Source organism: Streptomyces sp. NPDC001093 (assembly GCF_040298985.1).
Lineage (GTDB): Bacteria > Actinomycetota > Actinomycetes > Streptomycetales > Streptomycetaceae > Streptomyces.
Map to the genome: position 1 here is coordinate 70,610 of NZ_JBEPBF010000022.1, position 16,013 is coordinate 86,622.

13 protein-coding genes are annotated in these 16,013 nt (G+C 70.3%); 11 read left to right on the top strand and 2 right to left on the bottom strand.

Going from position 1 to position 16,013, the window contains the following annotated elements; all coding sequences use genetic code 11:
* Nucleotides 1-58: 58 nt before the first annotated feature.
* From ABT288_RS14200 to ABT288_RS14210, 3 genes are all read left to right on the top strand, one after another.
* Nucleotides 59-1,024, top strand: coding sequence for a hypothetical protein (locus ABT288_RS14200; RefSeq protein ID WP_351606605.1), 966 nt, complete (start codon nucleotides 59-61; stop codon nucleotides 1,022-1,024).
* 146 nt (nucleotides 1,025-1,170) lie between these two features.
* Nucleotides 1,171-2,091 carry a methyltransferase domain-containing protein gene (locus ABT288_RS14205; RefSeq protein ID WP_351606607.1) on the top strand — a complete coding sequence of 307 codons (921 nt, stop codon included), beginning with the start codon at nucleotides 1,171-1,173 and terminating at the stop codon, nucleotides 2,089-2,091.
* A gap of 241 nt (nucleotides 2,092-2,332) precedes the next feature.
* Nucleotides 2,333-3,034 carry an SDR family oxidoreductase gene (locus ABT288_RS14210; RefSeq protein WP_351606609.1) on the top strand — a complete coding sequence of 234 codons (702 nt, stop codon included), beginning with the start codon at nucleotides 2,333-2,335 and terminating at the stop codon, nucleotides 3,032-3,034.
* Between the two features lie 13 nt (nucleotides 3,035-3,047).
* On the opposite strand, the gene ABT288_RS14215 is transcribed toward ABT288_RS14210, so the two are convergent.
* Nucleotides 3,048-3,755 carry a glycoside hydrolase family 75 protein gene (locus tag ABT288_RS14215; RefSeq protein ID WP_351606611.1) on the bottom strand — a complete coding sequence of 236 codons (708 nt, stop codon included), beginning with the start codon at nucleotides 3,753-3,755 and terminating at the stop codon, nucleotides 3,048-3,050.
* A 211-nt stretch (nucleotides 3,756-3,966) separates the two neighbouring features.
* Between ABT288_RS14215 and ABT288_RS14220 the strand changes: the two genes are divergently transcribed.
* Nucleotides 3,967-4,578, top strand: a complete 612-nt coding sequence (locus ABT288_RS14220) for a hypothetical protein (RefSeq protein ID WP_351606613.1) — start codon at nucleotides 3,967-3,969, stop codon at nucleotides 4,576-4,578.
* 450 nt (nucleotides 4,579-5,028) lie between these two features.
* On the opposite strand, the gene ABT288_RS14225 is transcribed toward ABT288_RS14220, so the two are convergent.
* Nucleotides 5,029-5,865 (bottom strand): aldo/keto reductase, encoded by an 837-nt coding sequence (locus tag ABT288_RS14225; protein WP_351606614.1) that lies wholly within the window; start codon nucleotides 5,863-5,865, stop codon nucleotides 5,029-5,031.
* A gap of 315 nt (nucleotides 5,866-6,180) precedes the next feature.
* Here ABT288_RS14225 and pqqA point away from each other — a divergent pair, with 315 nt between their 5' ends.
* The 7 genes from pqqA to ABT288_RS14260 all read left to right on the top strand — a co-directional run bounded on the left by pqqA (nucleotide 6,181) and on the right by ABT288_RS14260 (nucleotide 15,992).
* Complete coding sequence (gene pqqA / locus ABT288_RS14230; RefSeq protein ID WP_351606617.1) at nucleotides 6,181-6,348, top strand: pyrroloquinoline quinone precursor peptide PqqA; 168 nt, start codon at nucleotides 6,181-6,183, stop codon at nucleotides 6,346-6,348.
* Nucleotides 6,345-7,061: a pyrroloquinoline-quinone synthase PqqC gene (gene pqqC, locus ABT288_RS14235; RefSeq protein WP_351606620.1), complete on the top strand. Its 717-nt coding sequence runs from the start codon at nucleotides 6,345-6,347 to the stop codon at nucleotides 7,059-7,061. Before pqqA ends, pqqC begins: the two co-directional genes overlap by 4 nt.
* On the top strand, nucleotides 7,058-7,342 hold the full coding sequence (pqqD, locus tag ABT288_RS14240; protein WP_351606623.1) for a pyrroloquinoline quinone biosynthesis peptide chaperone PqqD: 285 nt from the start codon (nucleotides 7,058-7,060) through the stop codon (nucleotides 7,340-7,342). The genes pqqC and pqqD overlap by 4 nt, the downstream gene beginning before the upstream one ends.
* Nucleotides 7,339-8,439, top strand: a complete 1,101-nt coding sequence (gene pqqE, locus ABT288_RS14245; RefSeq protein WP_351606625.1) for a pyrroloquinoline quinone biosynthesis protein PqqE — start codon at nucleotides 7,339-7,341, stop codon at nucleotides 8,437-8,439. The genes pqqD and pqqE overlap by 4 nt, the downstream gene beginning before the upstream one ends.
* Before the next feature lie 158 nt (nucleotides 8,440-8,597).
* Nucleotides 8,598-9,794 (top strand): glycoside hydrolase family 88/105 protein, encoded by a 1,197-nt coding sequence (locus ABT288_RS14250; RefSeq protein ID WP_351606628.1) that lies wholly within the window; start codon nucleotides 8,598-8,600, stop codon nucleotides 9,792-9,794.
* Entirely contained in the window at nucleotides 9,791-10,576 is a 786-nt protein-coding gene (locus ABT288_RS14255) for a Tat pathway signal sequence domain protein (protein WP_351606630.1), read from the top strand. Before ABT288_RS14250 ends, ABT288_RS14255 begins: the two co-directional genes overlap by 4 nt.
* Before the next feature lie 151 nt (nucleotides 10,577-10,727).
* On the top strand, nucleotides 10,728-15,992 hold the full coding sequence (locus ABT288_RS14260; protein WP_351606671.1) for a glycosyl hydrolase family 28 protein: 5,265 nt from the start codon (nucleotides 10,728-10,730) through the stop codon (nucleotides 15,990-15,992).
* Nucleotides 15,993-16,013 lie beyond the last annotated feature (21 nt).

The window sequence follows — 16,013 nt, forward strand, 5'->3', positions numbered from 1 at the left end:
GCCGGAGGTGTGGCCTCCGCCATAGCCTCGGTTGGTCTGCACCTGGTGGGCTGTCCGGATGCGCCAGACCACTCCTCTCGCCGCGGCAGCCGTCGCAGTGTTCGCCCTCGTCACCGCGTGCGGCGGCCGGCAGCCGGCCTCCCGGCAGCACGAAGAGCCGGCCGGCTCCGTTGATGCCCCGGCCTTTCCCGTCGACCGCTACCAACTGACCAAGGCGGACGACGAAACCATCGACAGGGCACGCTGGGCCCTGGCGCGTTCCTGCATGAGCGACCTGGGATTCCCCGCGCTTCGCACGCTGAGCCTCGACCCGCCCCCGGCGTGGCCGATGCCTCCGCAGCAGGCCGGCGTGCTGGTCGCCGTGATCTTCACGACCGACACCGACCGGTACGGCGTCAGCGACCCCAAGCAGGCGGCCGTCCACGGCTACCAGGGCGCGTACGCGGAGTGGAAAGCCGGCCGGAAGACCGTCGACCGGAAGTGGACCCTGCCGCAGTACGTCGCCCTGACCGGCGAGTTCGAGTACCTGCGCAACAACGACACCATCAACGGGCACACCGTCCCCAAGCACGGCTGTCTCGGCCAGGCAGACCGTATCCTGTACGGCTTCCGGCCCCAGGACCGCCGGAACCCGGTGCTGGACGTGGAGGGAGAAGGCATCACCGAGGGCGAGAAGACGAACGAGTGGAAGGCGGCGGACCGCGCCTGGTCGGCGTGCATGAAAGCGGGCGGCTACCACTACGCCAAGCCCTCCGATGCCCGCAACGACCCCAAGCGGAGGGAGAGGGAGTTCGAACAGAACCCCCACCGCAACCCCCATGTTCCCTCCGAGCTGGAGAAGGCGACCGCCGTCGCGGACGCCGTCTGCAAGCAGAGGACCCACTACATTCCCACGGTCCGCGCGATCGACATCCGCGTCCAGAAACACCTGATCCAGAAGAACCGGACCGCTCTCGAAGAGGCATACCGGCAGAGCAAGGCCGCTGTCGGCAAAGCCCAGGCGATCTTGATGAACCTGCCGTGAGACGAACGCCGTGCGGCGGCCGGGTGGATGTCTGCGTCCGTGTCGCGAGTTCCGCAGGCACCTTTTTTTGCGGCACCGGCAAGGAAAGTGGCATCTCCCCGTGCGCCGTCGCACTCTGGCCGCATCCGAGCGAGAGGCTGAGCGACATGGCACACGACCACCAGGCCCACCACGTGCACCCCACACAGCACGGCCACGGTCACGCCCAAGGTCACACCCACGGCGGCGACGTCGACTGGGGCGCGCTGGCGGCGCTGCTGGAGGCGGAGGCCGAGGTGTGCGCCCCGGTGTACGCGCGCGCCCTGGCCTGGCTGGGCCAGGAGGTGACCGAGCCGGGGCTGATCGTGGACGCGGGCAGCGGGCCCGGAGTGATCGCCTGCCTGATGGCGGAGACGTTCCCCGGCGCGCGGGTGGTCGCCGCCGACGCCTCCGCACCGCTTCTGGAGCGTGCCCAGGCCCGGGCCGCCCGTCAGGGCTTCGCCGACCGCTTCGACACCCTCGTCGGTGAACTGCCGGAATCCCTGGCGGAGTTGGACTATCCGGCGGACCTGCTGTGGGCCAGTCGCAGCCTGCACCACCTCGGCGACCAGAAGGCCGCGCTGGCCGCGTTCGCCGCCCGGCTCGCCCCCGGCGGCACCCTGGCCATCCTGGAGGGTGGCCTGCCCAGCCGCTATCTGCCCCGTGACATCGGCTTCGGCCGCCCCGGACTCCAGGCCCGCCTCGACGCGGCCCAGGAGGACCGCTTCGCACGGATGCGCGCCGAACTGCCCGGCGCGGTTCCCGAGACCGAGGACTGGCCCGCCCTGCTGACCGCGGCCGGACTGAAGCACACCGGCACCCGCAGCTTCCTCCTCGACATCCCCGCCCCCGTGCCGGACCGGGCCCGCGCCTTCGTCGTCGGGTGGCTGACCCGCACCCGGGACATCCACGCCGACGCCCTGGACGCCGAGGACCGCGCCACCCTCGACCGTCTCCTCGACCCGGCCGACCCCGCGAGCCTCCACCGGCGGCCCGACGTGTTCGTCCTGGCGGCCCACACGCTGCACCGAGCGGTACGGCCGGTGTGACCCGCCGCGGCTCGGCATGCCCGGGCGGGGCGGCCTGCCGAGCCGCGCGAGCCGGGCGGGCATGCGGCGCCGGGGGTCGTGGTCGTGGGCGGCACGTCATCCCGCCCCCGGAGTGCCGGTCCCGCCGCCTGGCACCGCCACCCCCCGTCGGTGCCGTACCGCCGTACCTGCGACGGCACTTGACTTCGAGGGCTCTCCAAGTGATGCACTGCGGACTCACCGACACACAGGGGGACCGCACATGAACGACTCTCCGGTCGCACTCGTCACCGGTGGCGCCACCGGCATCGGCGCCGCCGTCACCCGGCAGCTGCTGGCCGCGGGCCACCGCGTCACCGTCACCGGCCGTACGGAGGCCCGGCTGCGGGACTTCGCCGACGGGCTCGGCGATCCCGAGGAGCTGATGACGGTCGCCGGTGACGCGGCGGCATTCGACGACGTGCAGGATGCCGTCGACCGTACGCTCAAGGCATACGGCCGGCTGGACACGGTCGTCGCCAACGCCGGCTACGCCACCCACGACACCGTCGCCGACGGCGACCCGGCTGGCTGGACCGAGATGGTGCTCACCAACGTCCTCGGCCCCGCTCTGCTCATCCGTGCCACCGTCGAGGCGCTGAAGGAGACCCGCGGCCGGATCGTCCTCGTCGGCAGCGTCGCCGGTTTCGTGAACACCCCGGGCAACCTCTACGGCGCCACCAAGTGGGCGGTCACCGGGCTCGCCGAGAACACCCGGCGCCAGGTCACGGAGTTCGGGATCGGTGTGACGCTGGTCGCCCCCGGCCGGGTGGAGACCCCGTTCTGGGACGGCCTCGGCAGCCTTCCCCCGGGACACCTGCTGACCGCCGACCAGATCGCCGACTCGGTGGTCTGGGCGATCCGGCAGCCGGCCGGAGTCGACGTCAACACCGTGGTCGTACGCCCGCTGGGCCAGCCCAACTGACGTACGGCGCTGGTCAGTTGTTCGCGATAAACTGCTTCGCCAGCTGGTCCCCGAGAGAGACCGCGGCGCTGTGGCTCTCGATGGGGGAGACCTTGGAGTTCTTGAACAGGATGTAGGTCACGCCCGAGTCGGCGCCGCCGGTCTTCGGGTCTGGATCGATGCCGAGCGCCTTGGCGGTGGCGTACGACGCCTCGCCGATGATCTTCGTGGGGCCGGTGTCGCCGACGACGGCGTACTCCACCTTGTTGTTGTAGATGACCGCGACCACGCCGCCGCCCTTGATGCCGGCGCTGGAGTAGTTCCAGATGCTGCTGGAGCTGGGGACGACGATGTACGGGAGCGATTCCGCCTTCAGCGGCTTGCCGTCGGACTGGTGGAAGGCGGTGTCGTTCTGGTACCAGGGGTCGCGGTTCTCGTTGCAGTTGGTGGTGCGCTGGCCGTCGCAGTCGATGTCCATATCGGCTTTCCAGAACACCGCGCCGTTCTTGCCGCACACGGGGACCGTGGCCGACGTCTCGTCGTCGGTCTTGTACTTGCCGTTCGATATCTGCGAACAGGACTTCACCTTGGCGAGCAGATCGGCCGCGCTGACCGAGCCCTCCTGAGCGGAGGCGGGAGCGGTCCGCGCCGCCGGGCCGGCGGACGCGTGCGCGGGCAGCACTCCGGCGGCGAGCAGGGCGGCTCCGGAGGCCGCGGCAAGGGTCAGGTTTCGAAGGCGCACTGTGGGGGGCCCTTCTGTTAGGAAAGTTTCCTTACCAGGTGCCGTACACCGTGGACCCCTGTGCATGTCCTCGTCAAGCCTCCGGTTGCGAGCTCCCGAAAGCTGTGCGTATTGCGGGGATTTGAGACCGTGGCAAAACTGAAGAGGACCACTTTTCCTGATATGTCTGCCGCGTCGGTCGGCAGGGTCACCGCTCCGGGAGGCGAGGCGCATGTTCGTACGCACGGTGTACGCGACCGGCGATCCGGCGCAGCTGGGCACGGCCGTGGGGGCCCTGAACACGCGGGGGCACGACCTGCTGGAGGAGCGGCCCGGCTATCGGGGCGCGGGTGTCTTCGTCGACCGTGAGCTCGGCAAACTGCTCACGGTCAGCTGGTGGGAGTCCGCCGACGCGCGCCGCAACAGTGACGAGGTGATGAGCGCCCGGCGGCCGGAGCTGCTGCAGCCCTTCGCGGGGACCGTCGCGGTCGAGAACTACGAGGCCGTCGTCTTCCACCGCGCGCACCGGCCCGTCACCGGCGGCGGGCTGCGGGTCACCCGGCTCGAGTTCGACCCGGCGGACGCGGACCTCGCCACCGACACCTTCCACGCCGGTGTGCTGCCCCGGCTGGAGGTCCTGCCCGGATTCGCCGGCGCGGCTCTCTTCCTGGACCGTGACCGCGGCCGCGGCATGGCGGGCACCCTCTTCGCCGACCGCGTGTCGCTCGCCGCGTCCCGGGCCGGACAGGCGGTCATCCGGCGCGAGAGCGCGGCCAAGGCGCATGTGAGCGTCGTCGCCCTGGAGGAGTTCGAGGTCGTCCACGCGGACGTGCGGGGCGACTGAACCCGCCGCCGCGCCGACGCGCGGTAGGCGGCGCGGCAGGGTGGGCGTGGCTGGGCCTGCGTGGGGTCGCAGTCCGGACCGGCGCGCGCGAGGCGCCGGGTGGCGCGGGCGCGTGATGTGATCCGAGCTGGGGTGCGCGCAGCGGTTTGGGCCGGGCTGCGCCGCTGGTCAGGCGCTTGGTGGGCCGCGTGGTGCGGGCGCGTGATCCGGTATGGGGCGCGCACGTCCGTGTGGTTCGAGGCGGCGCAGGTCAGGTGCTTGCGTGTAGTGGGTCAGGCGCGTGGCGCGCCGGGTGGCCGTCCCCGGAACGCACGCGGCCGCCCGCCCCGGCGCGCGTTCGGGACGCGCGGCCGGGTGGTGCGCGGTGGGTGTCGGTCCAGACTCATGGCGATGGGGCCGGGGCCCCACCCCCGAGACGGCGGGGTCAGCCCGGGCCGGAAGTGACGGGTGTCAGCCCATGTCGAAGATGGCCGGGTCGGGGCCCAGGCGCCGGTCCTCGTTGAGGGCGCGGATCGCCGCGAGGTCCTCGTCGTCGAGGCTGAAGTCGAAGACCTCGATGTTCTCCCTGATCCGGGACGGCGTCACGGACTTCGGGATCACGATGTTGCCGAGCTGGATGTGCCAGCGCAGCACGACCTGGGCCGGAGTGCGGCCGTGCTTCTGCGCGATGGCGACGATCGCCGGCACCTCCAGCAGGCCCTTGCCCTGGCCGAGCGGCGACCAGGCCTCGGTCGCGATGCCCTGCTCGGCGTGGAACTCGCGGGCGGCGGGCTGCTGCAGATGCGGGTGCAGCTCGATCTGGTTGACCGCGGGGATGACGGAGGTCTCGGAGATCAGCCGCTCGAGGTGCTCGGGAAGGAAGTTGGACACGCCGATGGCGCGGACCCGCTTGTCCGACAGCAGCTTCTCGAACGCCTTGTAGCTGTCGGTCGACGTGCCGCGGGCCGGCAGCGGCCAGTGGATCAGGTACAGGTCGACGTAGTCGAGACCCAGCTTCTCGAGCGACGCGTCGAACGCGCGCAGCGTGGAATCGTACCCCTGGTCGCTGTTCCAGAGCTTGGTGGTGACGAAGACGTCCTCGCGGGGCAGGCCGGAGGCGGCGATCGCCTTGCCGGTGCCCTCTTCGTTGCCGTAGATGGCCGCGGTGTCGATGCTGCGGTACCCGGCCTCCAGCGCCGTGGCGACGGCCCGCTCGGCCTCGTCGTCCGGCACCTGCCACACGCCGTAGCCCAGCTGGGGCATCTCGACGCCGTTGTTGAGGATGATCGGGGGGACCTTGCTGCTCACGAGCCTCTTGATCCTTCGGTTGTCGACAGGTGGTACTTCCTATCGTCAACGATCACACGCCGCGATGCATTCCTGACGCGCGACCCGCCTCTACTGACCGGTCAGTCAGTGCCCGAACGGAGATTGGCCGGAAACGCATCCGACGTTTTCGGTCCGGACCATTGACCGGAGCTCTCCAGTCCCGCAACTCTGTATCGCGCCACCGGACGTGTCGCTGAACCCGGTACATACATGTGAACGGCCCTGACCAGGCCGCGTCTTCCTTCCGGCCTCCGGCCTCCTTCTGAGACTCCCCTCAGGAAAGAGAGTACGCACATGAACGAGAGCCCTTCCCTGTCTGCCTCGACACACCACTCCGGCCCCCAGACATCGGATGAAAAGCTCTGGAAAAGCCCTGGTTACCACGTCGTGGAGACCGCGCTGGAGGTGACCGCGTACGCGCTCGCCGACCGCCGTCCGCCCGAGCCGCTCCCGGCCGCATGACCGCGGCACCACCGGAACTCGACGGCCGCGCCGCCTGGCCGGCCGACGGGTTCACCGAACGGCTGCGCGCGGTCACCGCGACGCGCTACCACGACCGGCACCCCTTCAACCAGCGGATGCACCGCGGCGAACTGACCCCCGCCGAACTGCGCCGCTGGATCGCCGCCCGCTTCCACTACCAGCGGCACATCCCCGTCAAGGACGCGCTGATCCTCGCGAAGCTCGACCGGCCCGAGGAGCGCCGCGCCTGGCTGCGCCGCATCCACGACCAGGACGGTACCGACGCCGCGGGGGGCGGTATCGAGCGCTGGTTACGGCTCGGCGAGGCGGCCGGCCTGGCTCGCGAGGAGCTGTGGGACACCTCCCGGGTGCCGCCCGGGGTGCGGTTCGCGGTGGAGGGGTACGTCACCTTCTGCCGGCGGCGCCCGGTGCTGGACGCCGTCGCGGCCTCCCTGACCGAGTTGTCCGCCCCGGACCTGATGCGCACCCGCATCGCCGCCTTCGAACGCCACTACCCGTGGATCGACCCGGCGGGCCTCGCCTACTTCCGCACCCGTGTCACCCAGGGCGCCCGGGACGCCGAGCAGGCCCTCGCCCTGGTCCTCGCCCGGGCCCGCACCCGCGAGGAGCAGCAACGGGCCGTCACAGCACTTGAGTTCAAGTGCGAGGTGCTGTGGGCCCTGCTGGACGCGGTGGACCGGAGCGACCCATGACAGCGGCGTCGTCGGCCCCGCCGGCCACGTCGTGGCGCCCCGTCCTCGCCCGCGGTGTGGTGCTGCGGCACGACCCGGTGCGGGACACCGACCTGTTGCTGCTGCCGGAGCGGGTGGTGGTGCTCGACGGAAGTGCGGGCGGTGTGCTCCGGCTGTGCGACGGCCTGCGGAACGTGTCCGCCGTCGTCGCGGAGCTGGCCCTACGGCACCCCGCCGCGCCCGTCGCCACCGAAGTCCCCGCGTTTCTGGACCGGTTACGGAAGGAGGGCTGGCTCAGATGACCGCACCTCCCGCTCCTTGCGGCCCTCCCTGGGCCCTGCTCGCCGAGCTCACCCACGCCTGCCCGCTGCGCTGCGGCTACTGCTCCAACCCGCTCGAACTGGTCGGCCGGTCAGTCGAGTTGACCACTGTGCAGTGGTCGGAGGTCTTCCGGCAGGCGGGTGCGCTCGGTGTCGTCCACACCCATCTGTCCGGCGGCGAGCCGCTGCTGCGGCGCGACCTGCCCGACCTGGTCGCCGCCGCCGACGGTGCGGGCCTGTACACCCAGCTCGTCACCAGCGGTGTGGGCCTCGGTGAGCGGCGGCTGGCCGAGCTGACCGGGGCCGGGCTGCGCAGTGTGCAGCTGTCGGTGCAGCACGCGGACCGCGCAGCCGCGGAACGCATCGCGGGAGCACGGTCGTTCACCGCGAAGGAACGCGCCGCCCGACTGGTCCGCGAGGCCGGACTGCCGCTCGGGCTGAACGCCGTGCTGCACCGCGGCAACCTGGACGACCTCGACTGCCTGGTCCGGCTCGCGCTCGACTGGGGTGCCGACCGGATCGAGCTGGCGAACACCCAGTACCACGGCTGGGCGGCCCGCAACCGCGCCGCGCTGCTGCCCACACCCGCCCAAGTCGAACGCGCCCGCGACCGAGTGGCCCACTGGCGTGAACGACTCGGCGACACACTGGAGTTGGTCTGGGTGGCCCCCGACCTGGTGGACGCCACGGCCAAACCCTGCATGGGCGGCTGGGGTGCCGTCTCGCTCACCGTCGCCCCGGACGGCACGGTGCTGCCCTGCCCCGCGGCCGGCACCCTGCCCGGCCTGGACCCGCCGAACGTGACCCACCGCGAACTGGCCTGGATCTGGCGGGAGTCGAGGGCTTTCAACGCCTTCCGGGGCGAGTCCTGGATGCCCGAACCGTGCCGCGCCTGCGCCCTGCGCACGGTCGACCACGGCGGCTGCCGCTGCCAGGCATACGCCCTGACCGGCGACGCCACCCGCACCGACCCCGCCTGCCGGCACGCCCCGGACCGCCGTCTCGTCGACGCGGTGGTGCACGGCGCCGCCGGCGCCGCTGATTCGCCCGTGTACGTCTACCGAGGGGGAGGACGTTGATGTGCCGACGTCTGCGGGTCGCGCTGTCCGGCGACGCGACCCCCGCCGACCCCGCCTGCCGAAACGTCCCGGACCGACCGTCGTCACGTCGGCGCGGCGGTGCACGGCTGCGCCGGCGCCGCTCGTCCGACCGCGTACGCCTACCCAGAAGGAGGACCATGAGACGCCGACGTCTGCGGGCCGCGCTGACCGCGGCGACGCTCGCCACCGCCGGCCTGGTCGCGCTGCCCGCCGCCGTGCCCCCGGCGAGCGCCGCCCCGGCGCCCGTGCCCCGCCCCGCCGCCGCCCGTGACTGGTCGACGGCCGTCGTGGACTCCACCATGGCGCGCTACACACCGGCCACCATCGGCGGCTGGTCCTACCCCGTGGGCCTGTACCTCTACGGCCAGTACCTCGTCTACCGGCGCACCCACGATCCCCGCCTGCTCGCCTACATCAAGGCCTACGTCGACCGCTTCGTGCACAGCGACGGCACGATCGCCCAGTCCTTCAACAGCCTCGACAGCATGGAGGCGGGCCGGCTGCTGGTGATCCTGCACCACGAGACCGGCCAGGACCGCTACCGCAAGGCCGCGCGGAAGATCCGCGACCGCCTGAACAGCTATCCACGCACCTCCGACGGCGGCTTCTGGCACGCCGACACCAGCAGCCGGGCCCACCAACTGTGGGCGGACGGCGCGTACATGGTGAACCCGTTCCTGGTCGAGTACGGCAGGGAGTTCGGCGACAGCGCCTACACGAACGGCGAGGCCGCCCGGCAGTTGTTCGTCTACGGCGGTCATCTCCAGGTGGCGAACGGCCTGTTGCGCCATGCCTACGACGAGTCCAGGTCGGCGAGCTGGGCCGACCCGGCCACCGGACTCGCCCCGGAGCACTGGTGCCGTGCCGTCGGCTGGTACGCCATGGCGCTGGTGAACGTCCTCGACGCGATCCCCGCCGACCAGCCCCGGCGTCCCCAACTGCTCGGCACCCTCCGGACGCTGGCCTCGGCGCTGGAGAAGTACCAGGACCCGGCGTCCGGACGCTGGTTCCAGGTGATGGACAAGGGCTCCCGGCCGGACAACTGGACCGAGACCTCCTGCTCCAGCATGTTCGCCTACGCCCTCTCCCGCGGCGTCCGACAGGGCTACCTGGACCCGCACTTCGACGCGGTCGCCCGGCGCGGCTACCAGGGCGTGCTCGCCCGGCTGTCGGTCGGAGCGGACGGCCGTACGAACCTCGCCGACATCTCCGTCGGCACCGACGTCGGCGACTACGCGTACTACGTCGGCCGCACCCGAGCCACCAACGACTTCCACGGGCTCGGGGCCTTCCTGATCATGAACGAGCAACTGCGAGGTGATTCAGTGTCATGAGCACGTCCAGAAGGGCTGTGCTGGGTGCCGCGCTCGGCGGCGCCGCCGCAGCCGTGACCGGCCTGCCGGTCACCGAGGCCCACGCCGCCTCCTGGCAGCTGAAGTGGTCGCCGTCGGCGCGTACCGACGGGCTCGGCGCCTTCGAGACCGTCGAGGACGACCGCGCGCACTCCCACCCGGCCGGCCATCCGCACATCTTCGCCACCGGCGACAACTGGCGCTTCAACATGCACACGGTCGACCGGGACACCTCCACCGACCGCCAGCGCCAGGAGGTCACCGGGCTGCGCACCGGCGCCGACAGCTATCTGAAGTGGACCGAGGGCCAGTCCTGGCGGCTCACGTACTCGATGTACATCCCGAGCACGCTGAAGGCGACGACCACCTTCACCCACATCATGCAGATGAAGCAGCCCGGCGCCGGGACCTCGCCGATCGTCGTGCAGTCGCTGCGGCGCGTGAACGGCGTACAGACCATTGAACTGCGGCTCGCCGTCGACGACATCCTCGTCGGCCGTACGAACCTCGATCCGCTGCACGACACATGGACCGACGTCGACTTCCAGATCAAGGTCGGCAACGGCTCGGCCGGTTCCGTCCGCTGGATCCTCAAGAGCGGTTCCGCCACCGTCGTCGACAGGTCCAGGTCCGGTGTCGACACCTTCCTCGCCGACCGGGTGCGGCCCAAGTGGGGCATCTACCGCTCCCTCGGTGACACCTCCGGATCCCTGCAGGACACCTACCTGCTGCTCACCAACCTCCGCGGCTACCAACTCGCCTAGAGGAGCGGACCTCGTGAAACCCGCCATCGCCGACCCGAGACGGGCGGCGGCGATCGTCCTGTGCGTCCTCGCCGTCGTCCTCGGCCTCAGCCACCCCGCCGCCCTCGCGGCCCCGCACCCTGCCACGCCCCGCCCGGCAACCGTGTACGACGTGCGCGACTACGGCGCCAAGGGCGACGGCTCGGCCAACGACACCCCCGCCATCGACAAGGCCATCACCGCGGCCAACGCGGCCGGCGGCGGCACGGTCCGCTTCCCGGCCGGCACATACAAGTCCCCGAACACCATCCACATGAAGAGCCATGTGACGCTCCAGGTCGACAAGGGCGCCACCCTCCAGGGCTCCTCCGCCGGCACCTACGACCCGCCCGAGTCCAACCCGAACGACAAGTACCAGGACTACGGGCACAGCCACTTCCACGACGCGATGATCTACGGCGACCGGCTGACCGACATCGGTTTCACCGGCGACGGGGTCATCGACGGCGCCGGCAACCTGATCACGGGCAACCCGAAGTCCGGCCAGGCCGACAAGATCCTGTCGCTGACCCGCTGCGACGGACTCCGGCTCGGCGACGGACTCACCCTGCGCCGCGGGGGCCACTTCGCCGCGCTGATCAACGGCTGCACGAACGTCGTCTCCGACCACCTCACCATCGACACCGCGAGCGACCGCGACGGCTGGAACGTCATCTCCACCACCAACGTCACGATCACCAACGCGCACATCGCCGCCAACGACGACGCCCTGGTCTTCAAGAGCGACTACGCCCTCGGCGCCAAACTCCCGAGCGGCCATGTGCGCGTGAGTGATTCCGTGCTGTCGGCGCGCTGCTGCAACGCCCTGATGTTCGGTTCCGAGACCTGCGGTGACTTCTCCGACTACCGGTTCGAGAACATCCGCATCGAAGGCGCCGACAAGTCCGGGCTCGGCATGGTCTCCATGGACGGTGCGAAGATCTCCGACGTCCACTACCGCGACATCACCATGACGAACGTGCACTCGCCGATCATGGAGAAGATCGGCACGCGCAAACGGTGCGGAAACAGTCCCGGTGTCGGCTCGATCAGCAACGTCTCCTACGACAACATCACGGCCACCGGCAACAGCCCGTCCTTCAGTCCGACCCTGTGGGGCGAGGACGGCCACCGCATCAGCGACATCACCTTCAACAACGTCAACATCACCGTCCCGGGTGGGAACGGCACCCTGTCCACCGGTGTGCCGAGCAACGACCCGAAGGACTACAACCCGAAGAGCATCGGGACGCGGCCGGCGTACGGCTGGTATCTGCACAACGCCGACGGTGTCACCTTCACCGACAGCTCCGTGAAGTTCGCGGCCGACGACGGCCGTCCCGCCTTCATCGCCAACACGGCGAGCGGCATCCGGTTGACCCGGTTCACAGCACAGAAGGGCGGCCACTCACCTCACGACCTCGGTTTCCAGTCCGTCACCGGCTACTGCGTCAGCGACAGCCACGCCACCGGCGGCGGTGCCCTGCGCGTCTCGGCCACCGGATCCAGCCAGAACTGCGCCGCCCCGGTCCGCCCGCGCGACGTCGAGAACCCCCGCCAGGCCTTCCTCCGCGCGTCCGTCGGCGGCCTGTTCCTGCACTGGGGCCTGCGCACCGCCCCCGCCCACACCAGCTGCACCGCCTGGGAGAAGGACGTCACCAGCGGCGGCTGGACGCCGGACTACTGGGTGAACGAGGCGCGCAAACTGCACACACAGTACATCGTGCTGGCGACGTTCCACAGCCGACTCGGCTACGCCCGCCCGTGGCCGTCGAAGATCCCCGGCTCCTGCTCCACCAAGCGGGACTTCCTCGGCGAGCTGATCAACGCCGCCAAGGCCAAGGGCATGAAGGTCATCCTCTACATGACCGACGACCCCCAGTGGCACGACGAGGGCGGCCATGAGTGGCTCGACTCGGCCGCCTACTCCGCCTACAAGGGCAAGAACATCGACCTGACCACCCGCGACGGCTTCGGGCAGTTCTCGTACGACAACTTCTTCGAGGTCATGGACCGCTACCCGGACCTCGGCGGCTTCTGGATCGACAACGACAACGCGTACTGGGAGAGCCACAACCTCTACGCGCAGATCTATCAGAAGCGCCCGAACTACACGCTCAGCAACAACAACGAAGACACGCCGATCATGGACATGATCAGCAATGAGCAGAAGACGGGAATGACGCCCGCCTACGACTACCCGCAGGCGATCTACACCGCCCAACCCCGGTTGACCGAGGCCGACTTCAAGCTGCCGTCGACCGGCGCCTGGTGGTACGACGGCTCGAACCCGACCGTCGACAAGATGCTCACCCTCGGCCGGCTGATCACCAACGCCGGCTCCTCGGTGAAGGCGCTCATGGCGGAGACCGCCCAGGTCAACGGGAAGTTCCCCACGAACCAGGCGGACTTCAACAACTTCGCGAACTCCTACCTCGACAAGATCTGGGAGTCCCTGCACGGCACCGATGGCGGCGGCTACATGTACGGCGGCCTCAAACCCGGCTTCTGGAACGACGGCGCCCACGGCGTCACCACCATCGCCAAGGACGACCCGAACCGGCAGTACCTCCACGTCCTGACCCCGCCGAGCACCAGCGCCCTGCGCATCCGCGACAACGGCTACCGCATCGCCTCGGTCACCAACCTCCGCACCGGCGCCCCGGTTTCCTGGTCGCAGTCCGGCGGCGTGCTCACCCTCACCGGCCTCGGCGGCTGGGACCCGTACGACACCGTCTTCAAGGTGATCACGGCGGGCCGCCAGGGCATCGCGACCGGCGTCAAGGTCACCGCGAGCACGTCCGCGAGCGGCCACCCCGGCTCCGCCGCCGGGGACGGCGACTACCTCACCTACTGGGACAACGACAAGACGCTGCCGGTCACCCTCACCTTCGACCTCGGCGCGGCGAAGAAGGTGCAGTACATCGGGCTCAACCAGCGTGAGGACTCCGTCGCCTACGCCCGCTCCGCCACCGAACAGTCCGCGCGGATCAAGGGCTACAAGGTCTACCTCAGCGATGACGGCAGGAACTGGGGCAGCCCGGTGAACACCGGTCAGCTGCCCAGCGCCCGCGGCATCCAGGGCATCGACCTGCCCGGCACCACGGCCCGCTACGTCCGCCTCGAGGTCGACACCACCTGGGCGGCCTCCAGCGACACCACCCGCTACCAGCGGCTGCGGATCGACGAGGCCTGGATCGGCACGTCGTACGCCACGCCGGCGGCCACTTACACCCCGTCTTCCGGCAACGGGCAGTCCTCGCGCCCCACCATGGGCTGGAGCAGCTGGAGTTTCGTGCGCAGGCAGCCGACCGAGGCGAAGATCAGGGCACAGGCCGACGCGCTGGCGTCGAGCGGCCTGCGGGACCACGGATTCGTCCAGGTCAACCTCGACGACTTCTGGCAGAAATGCGACACCAACGGGTTCGTCGTCGACTCCTACGGCCGCTGGACCGTGGACACCGCCAAGTTCCCGGGCGGCATCAAGGCCCTCGCCGACTACGTCCATGCCAAGGGGCTGAAATTCGGCTTCTACGTCACCCCCGGCATCGCGAAGAACGCCGTGCTGAAGAACACCCCGATCGAGGGCACGCCGTACCACGCGCAGGACATCGCGGACACCTCGAAGACCGAGAAGAACTACAACTGCAAGAACATGTACTACCTCGACTACGCGAAGCCCGGCGCCCAGGAGTTCGTCAACTCCTGGGCCAGGCAGTTCGCTTCATGGGGCGTCGACTACCTGAAGATCGACGGCGTGGGCAGCCAGGACGTCCCCGACGTCCAGGCCTGGGACAAGGCCCTGCGCGCCACCGGGCGGCCCATCACCTTCGCCCTGTCCAACAACCTCCCCCTCGACCACGCCACCACCTGGCGCGCGCTCGCCAACAGCTGGCGCACCCAGGGCGACGTCGAGTGCTACTGCGGGCCCGGCCCCAACGGAAGCGGTTATCCGCTCACGAACTGGTCGCACGTCTCCACCCGCTTCGACTCGGCCGCCGCCTGGCAGCCGTACGCCGGGCCCGGCGGCTGGAACGACCTGGACTCCCTGGAGATCGGCAACGGCGACCAGGCGGGACTCACCGCCGACCAGCGCCGATCCCAGTTCACCCTGTGGTCGATGGCGGCGGCACCGCTGCTGCTGGGCACCGACCTGACCCACCTCGACCCGGTCGACAAGGCGATGCTCACCAACGACCGGCTGATCGGCGTGGACCAGGACGGGGTCGCGGCGAAACGGATCGTGAACAGCGGTGTCAAGCAGGCCTGGAGCAAGCGGGAGAGCGACGGGGACTACGTGGTGGCCCTGTTCAACAGCGGAACCTCGCGCAGCGCCACGGTCACCGTGAACTGGTCCCAGGCCGGCTTCACCGGCTCCGGTGACGTCACCGACCTGTGGTCCGGCTCCGACAAGGGCACGGTCGCCGGCTCCTACAGCGCGACCCTCCGCCCCGGCGAGACCCGGCTCGTCCGGGTCAGGCCCACCGCCCCCGCCACGGCGCTCGCGGCGTCCCCCGGCATGGCCGTCGCCCCGTACGAGTACCTCGGCTGGGGCAGCCCGCCGGACCCGGCCCAGGTGATGTCGGCGACCGGCGTCAAGTGGTTCACCCTCGCCTTCGTCCTGTCCGACGGCACCTGCAACCCCAAGTGGGACGGCAGCCGGCCGCTGACCGGCGGCAGCGACCAGGCCGCGATCGACCGCATACGGTCCGCGGGCGGCGACGTGATCGTCTCCGTCGGCGGCTGGAGCGGCGCCAAGCTGGGAGAGAAGTGCTCCAGCGCGGCCAGGCTGGCGTCCGCGTACCAGAAGGTCATCAGCGCGTACCGGCTGCGGGCGCTCGACATCGACATCGAGCACACCGAGGGGTCGAACGCCACCGTCCGCCAGCGTGTCGTGGACGCCCTGAAGACCGTGAAGGCGAACAACCCCGGCCTGAAGACGGTCATCACCTTCGGTACCACCACCAGCGGCCCCGACGCCACCGGCATCGACATGATCCAGCGCGCGGCCAGGTCCGGCCTGGCGAACGACGTCTGGTGCGTCATGCCGTTCGACTTCGGCGGCGGCACCACGAACATGGGCACCCTCACCACGCAGGCCATGGAGGGCCTCAAGGCCCGGGTCAAGGCTGCCTACGGCTACGACGACGCCACCGCCTACGCCCGCATCGGCCTGTCGTCGATGAACGGAAAGACCGACGACTCCGGTGAGCGCGTCCGCGTCGCCGACTTCCGGACCATGCTCGCCTACGCCCGGCAGCACCACATCGCGCGGCTCACCTACTGGTCCGCCAACCGCGACCGCCCCTGCGGCGCCGGCACCGACGGCGACTCCTGCAGCGGCGTGTCGCAGCAGCCGTACGACTACCTCAAGGTCTTCACCCAGTATGCGGGCTGAGGGGAAACAAGGGGAAACACC

Bases quoted from the DNA above. Each gene is read 5' to 3' on its own strand.
- ABT288_RS14200 (WP_351606605.1), top strand. From the start codon at position 59: ATGCGCCAGACCACTCCTCTCGCCGCGGCAGCCGTCGCAGTGTTCGCC.
- ABT288_RS14205 (WP_351606607.1), top strand. From the start codon at position 1,171: ATGGCACACGACCACCAGGCCCACCACGTGCACCCCACACAGCACGGC.
- ABT288_RS14210 (WP_351606609.1), top strand. From the start codon at position 2,333: ATGAACGACTCTCCGGTCGCACTCGTCACCGGTGGCGCCACCGGCATC.
- ABT288_RS14220 (WP_351606613.1), top strand. From the start codon at position 3,967: ATGTTCGTACGCACGGTGTACGCGACCGGCGATCCGGCGCAGCTGGGC.
- pqqA (WP_351606617.1), top strand. From the start codon at position 6,181: ATGAACGAGAGCCCTTCCCTGTCTGCCTCGACACACCACTCCGGCCCC.
- pqqC (WP_351606620.1), top strand. From the start codon at position 6,345: ATGACCGCGGCACCACCGGAACTCGACGGCCGCGCCGCCTGGCCGGCC.
- pqqD (WP_351606623.1), top strand. From the start codon at position 7,058: ATGACAGCGGCGTCGTCGGCCCCGCCGGCCACGTCGTGGCGCCCCGTC.
- pqqE (WP_351606625.1), top strand. From the start codon at position 7,339: ATGACCGCACCTCCCGCTCCTTGCGGCCCTCCCTGGGCCCTGCTCGCC.
- ABT288_RS14250 (WP_351606628.1), top strand. From the start codon at position 8,598: ATGAGACGCCGACGTCTGCGGGCCGCGCTGACCGCGGCGACGCTCGCC.
- ABT288_RS14255 (WP_351606630.1), top strand. From the start codon at position 9,791: ATGAGCACGTCCAGAAGGGCTGTGCTGGGTGCCGCGCTCGGCGGCGCC.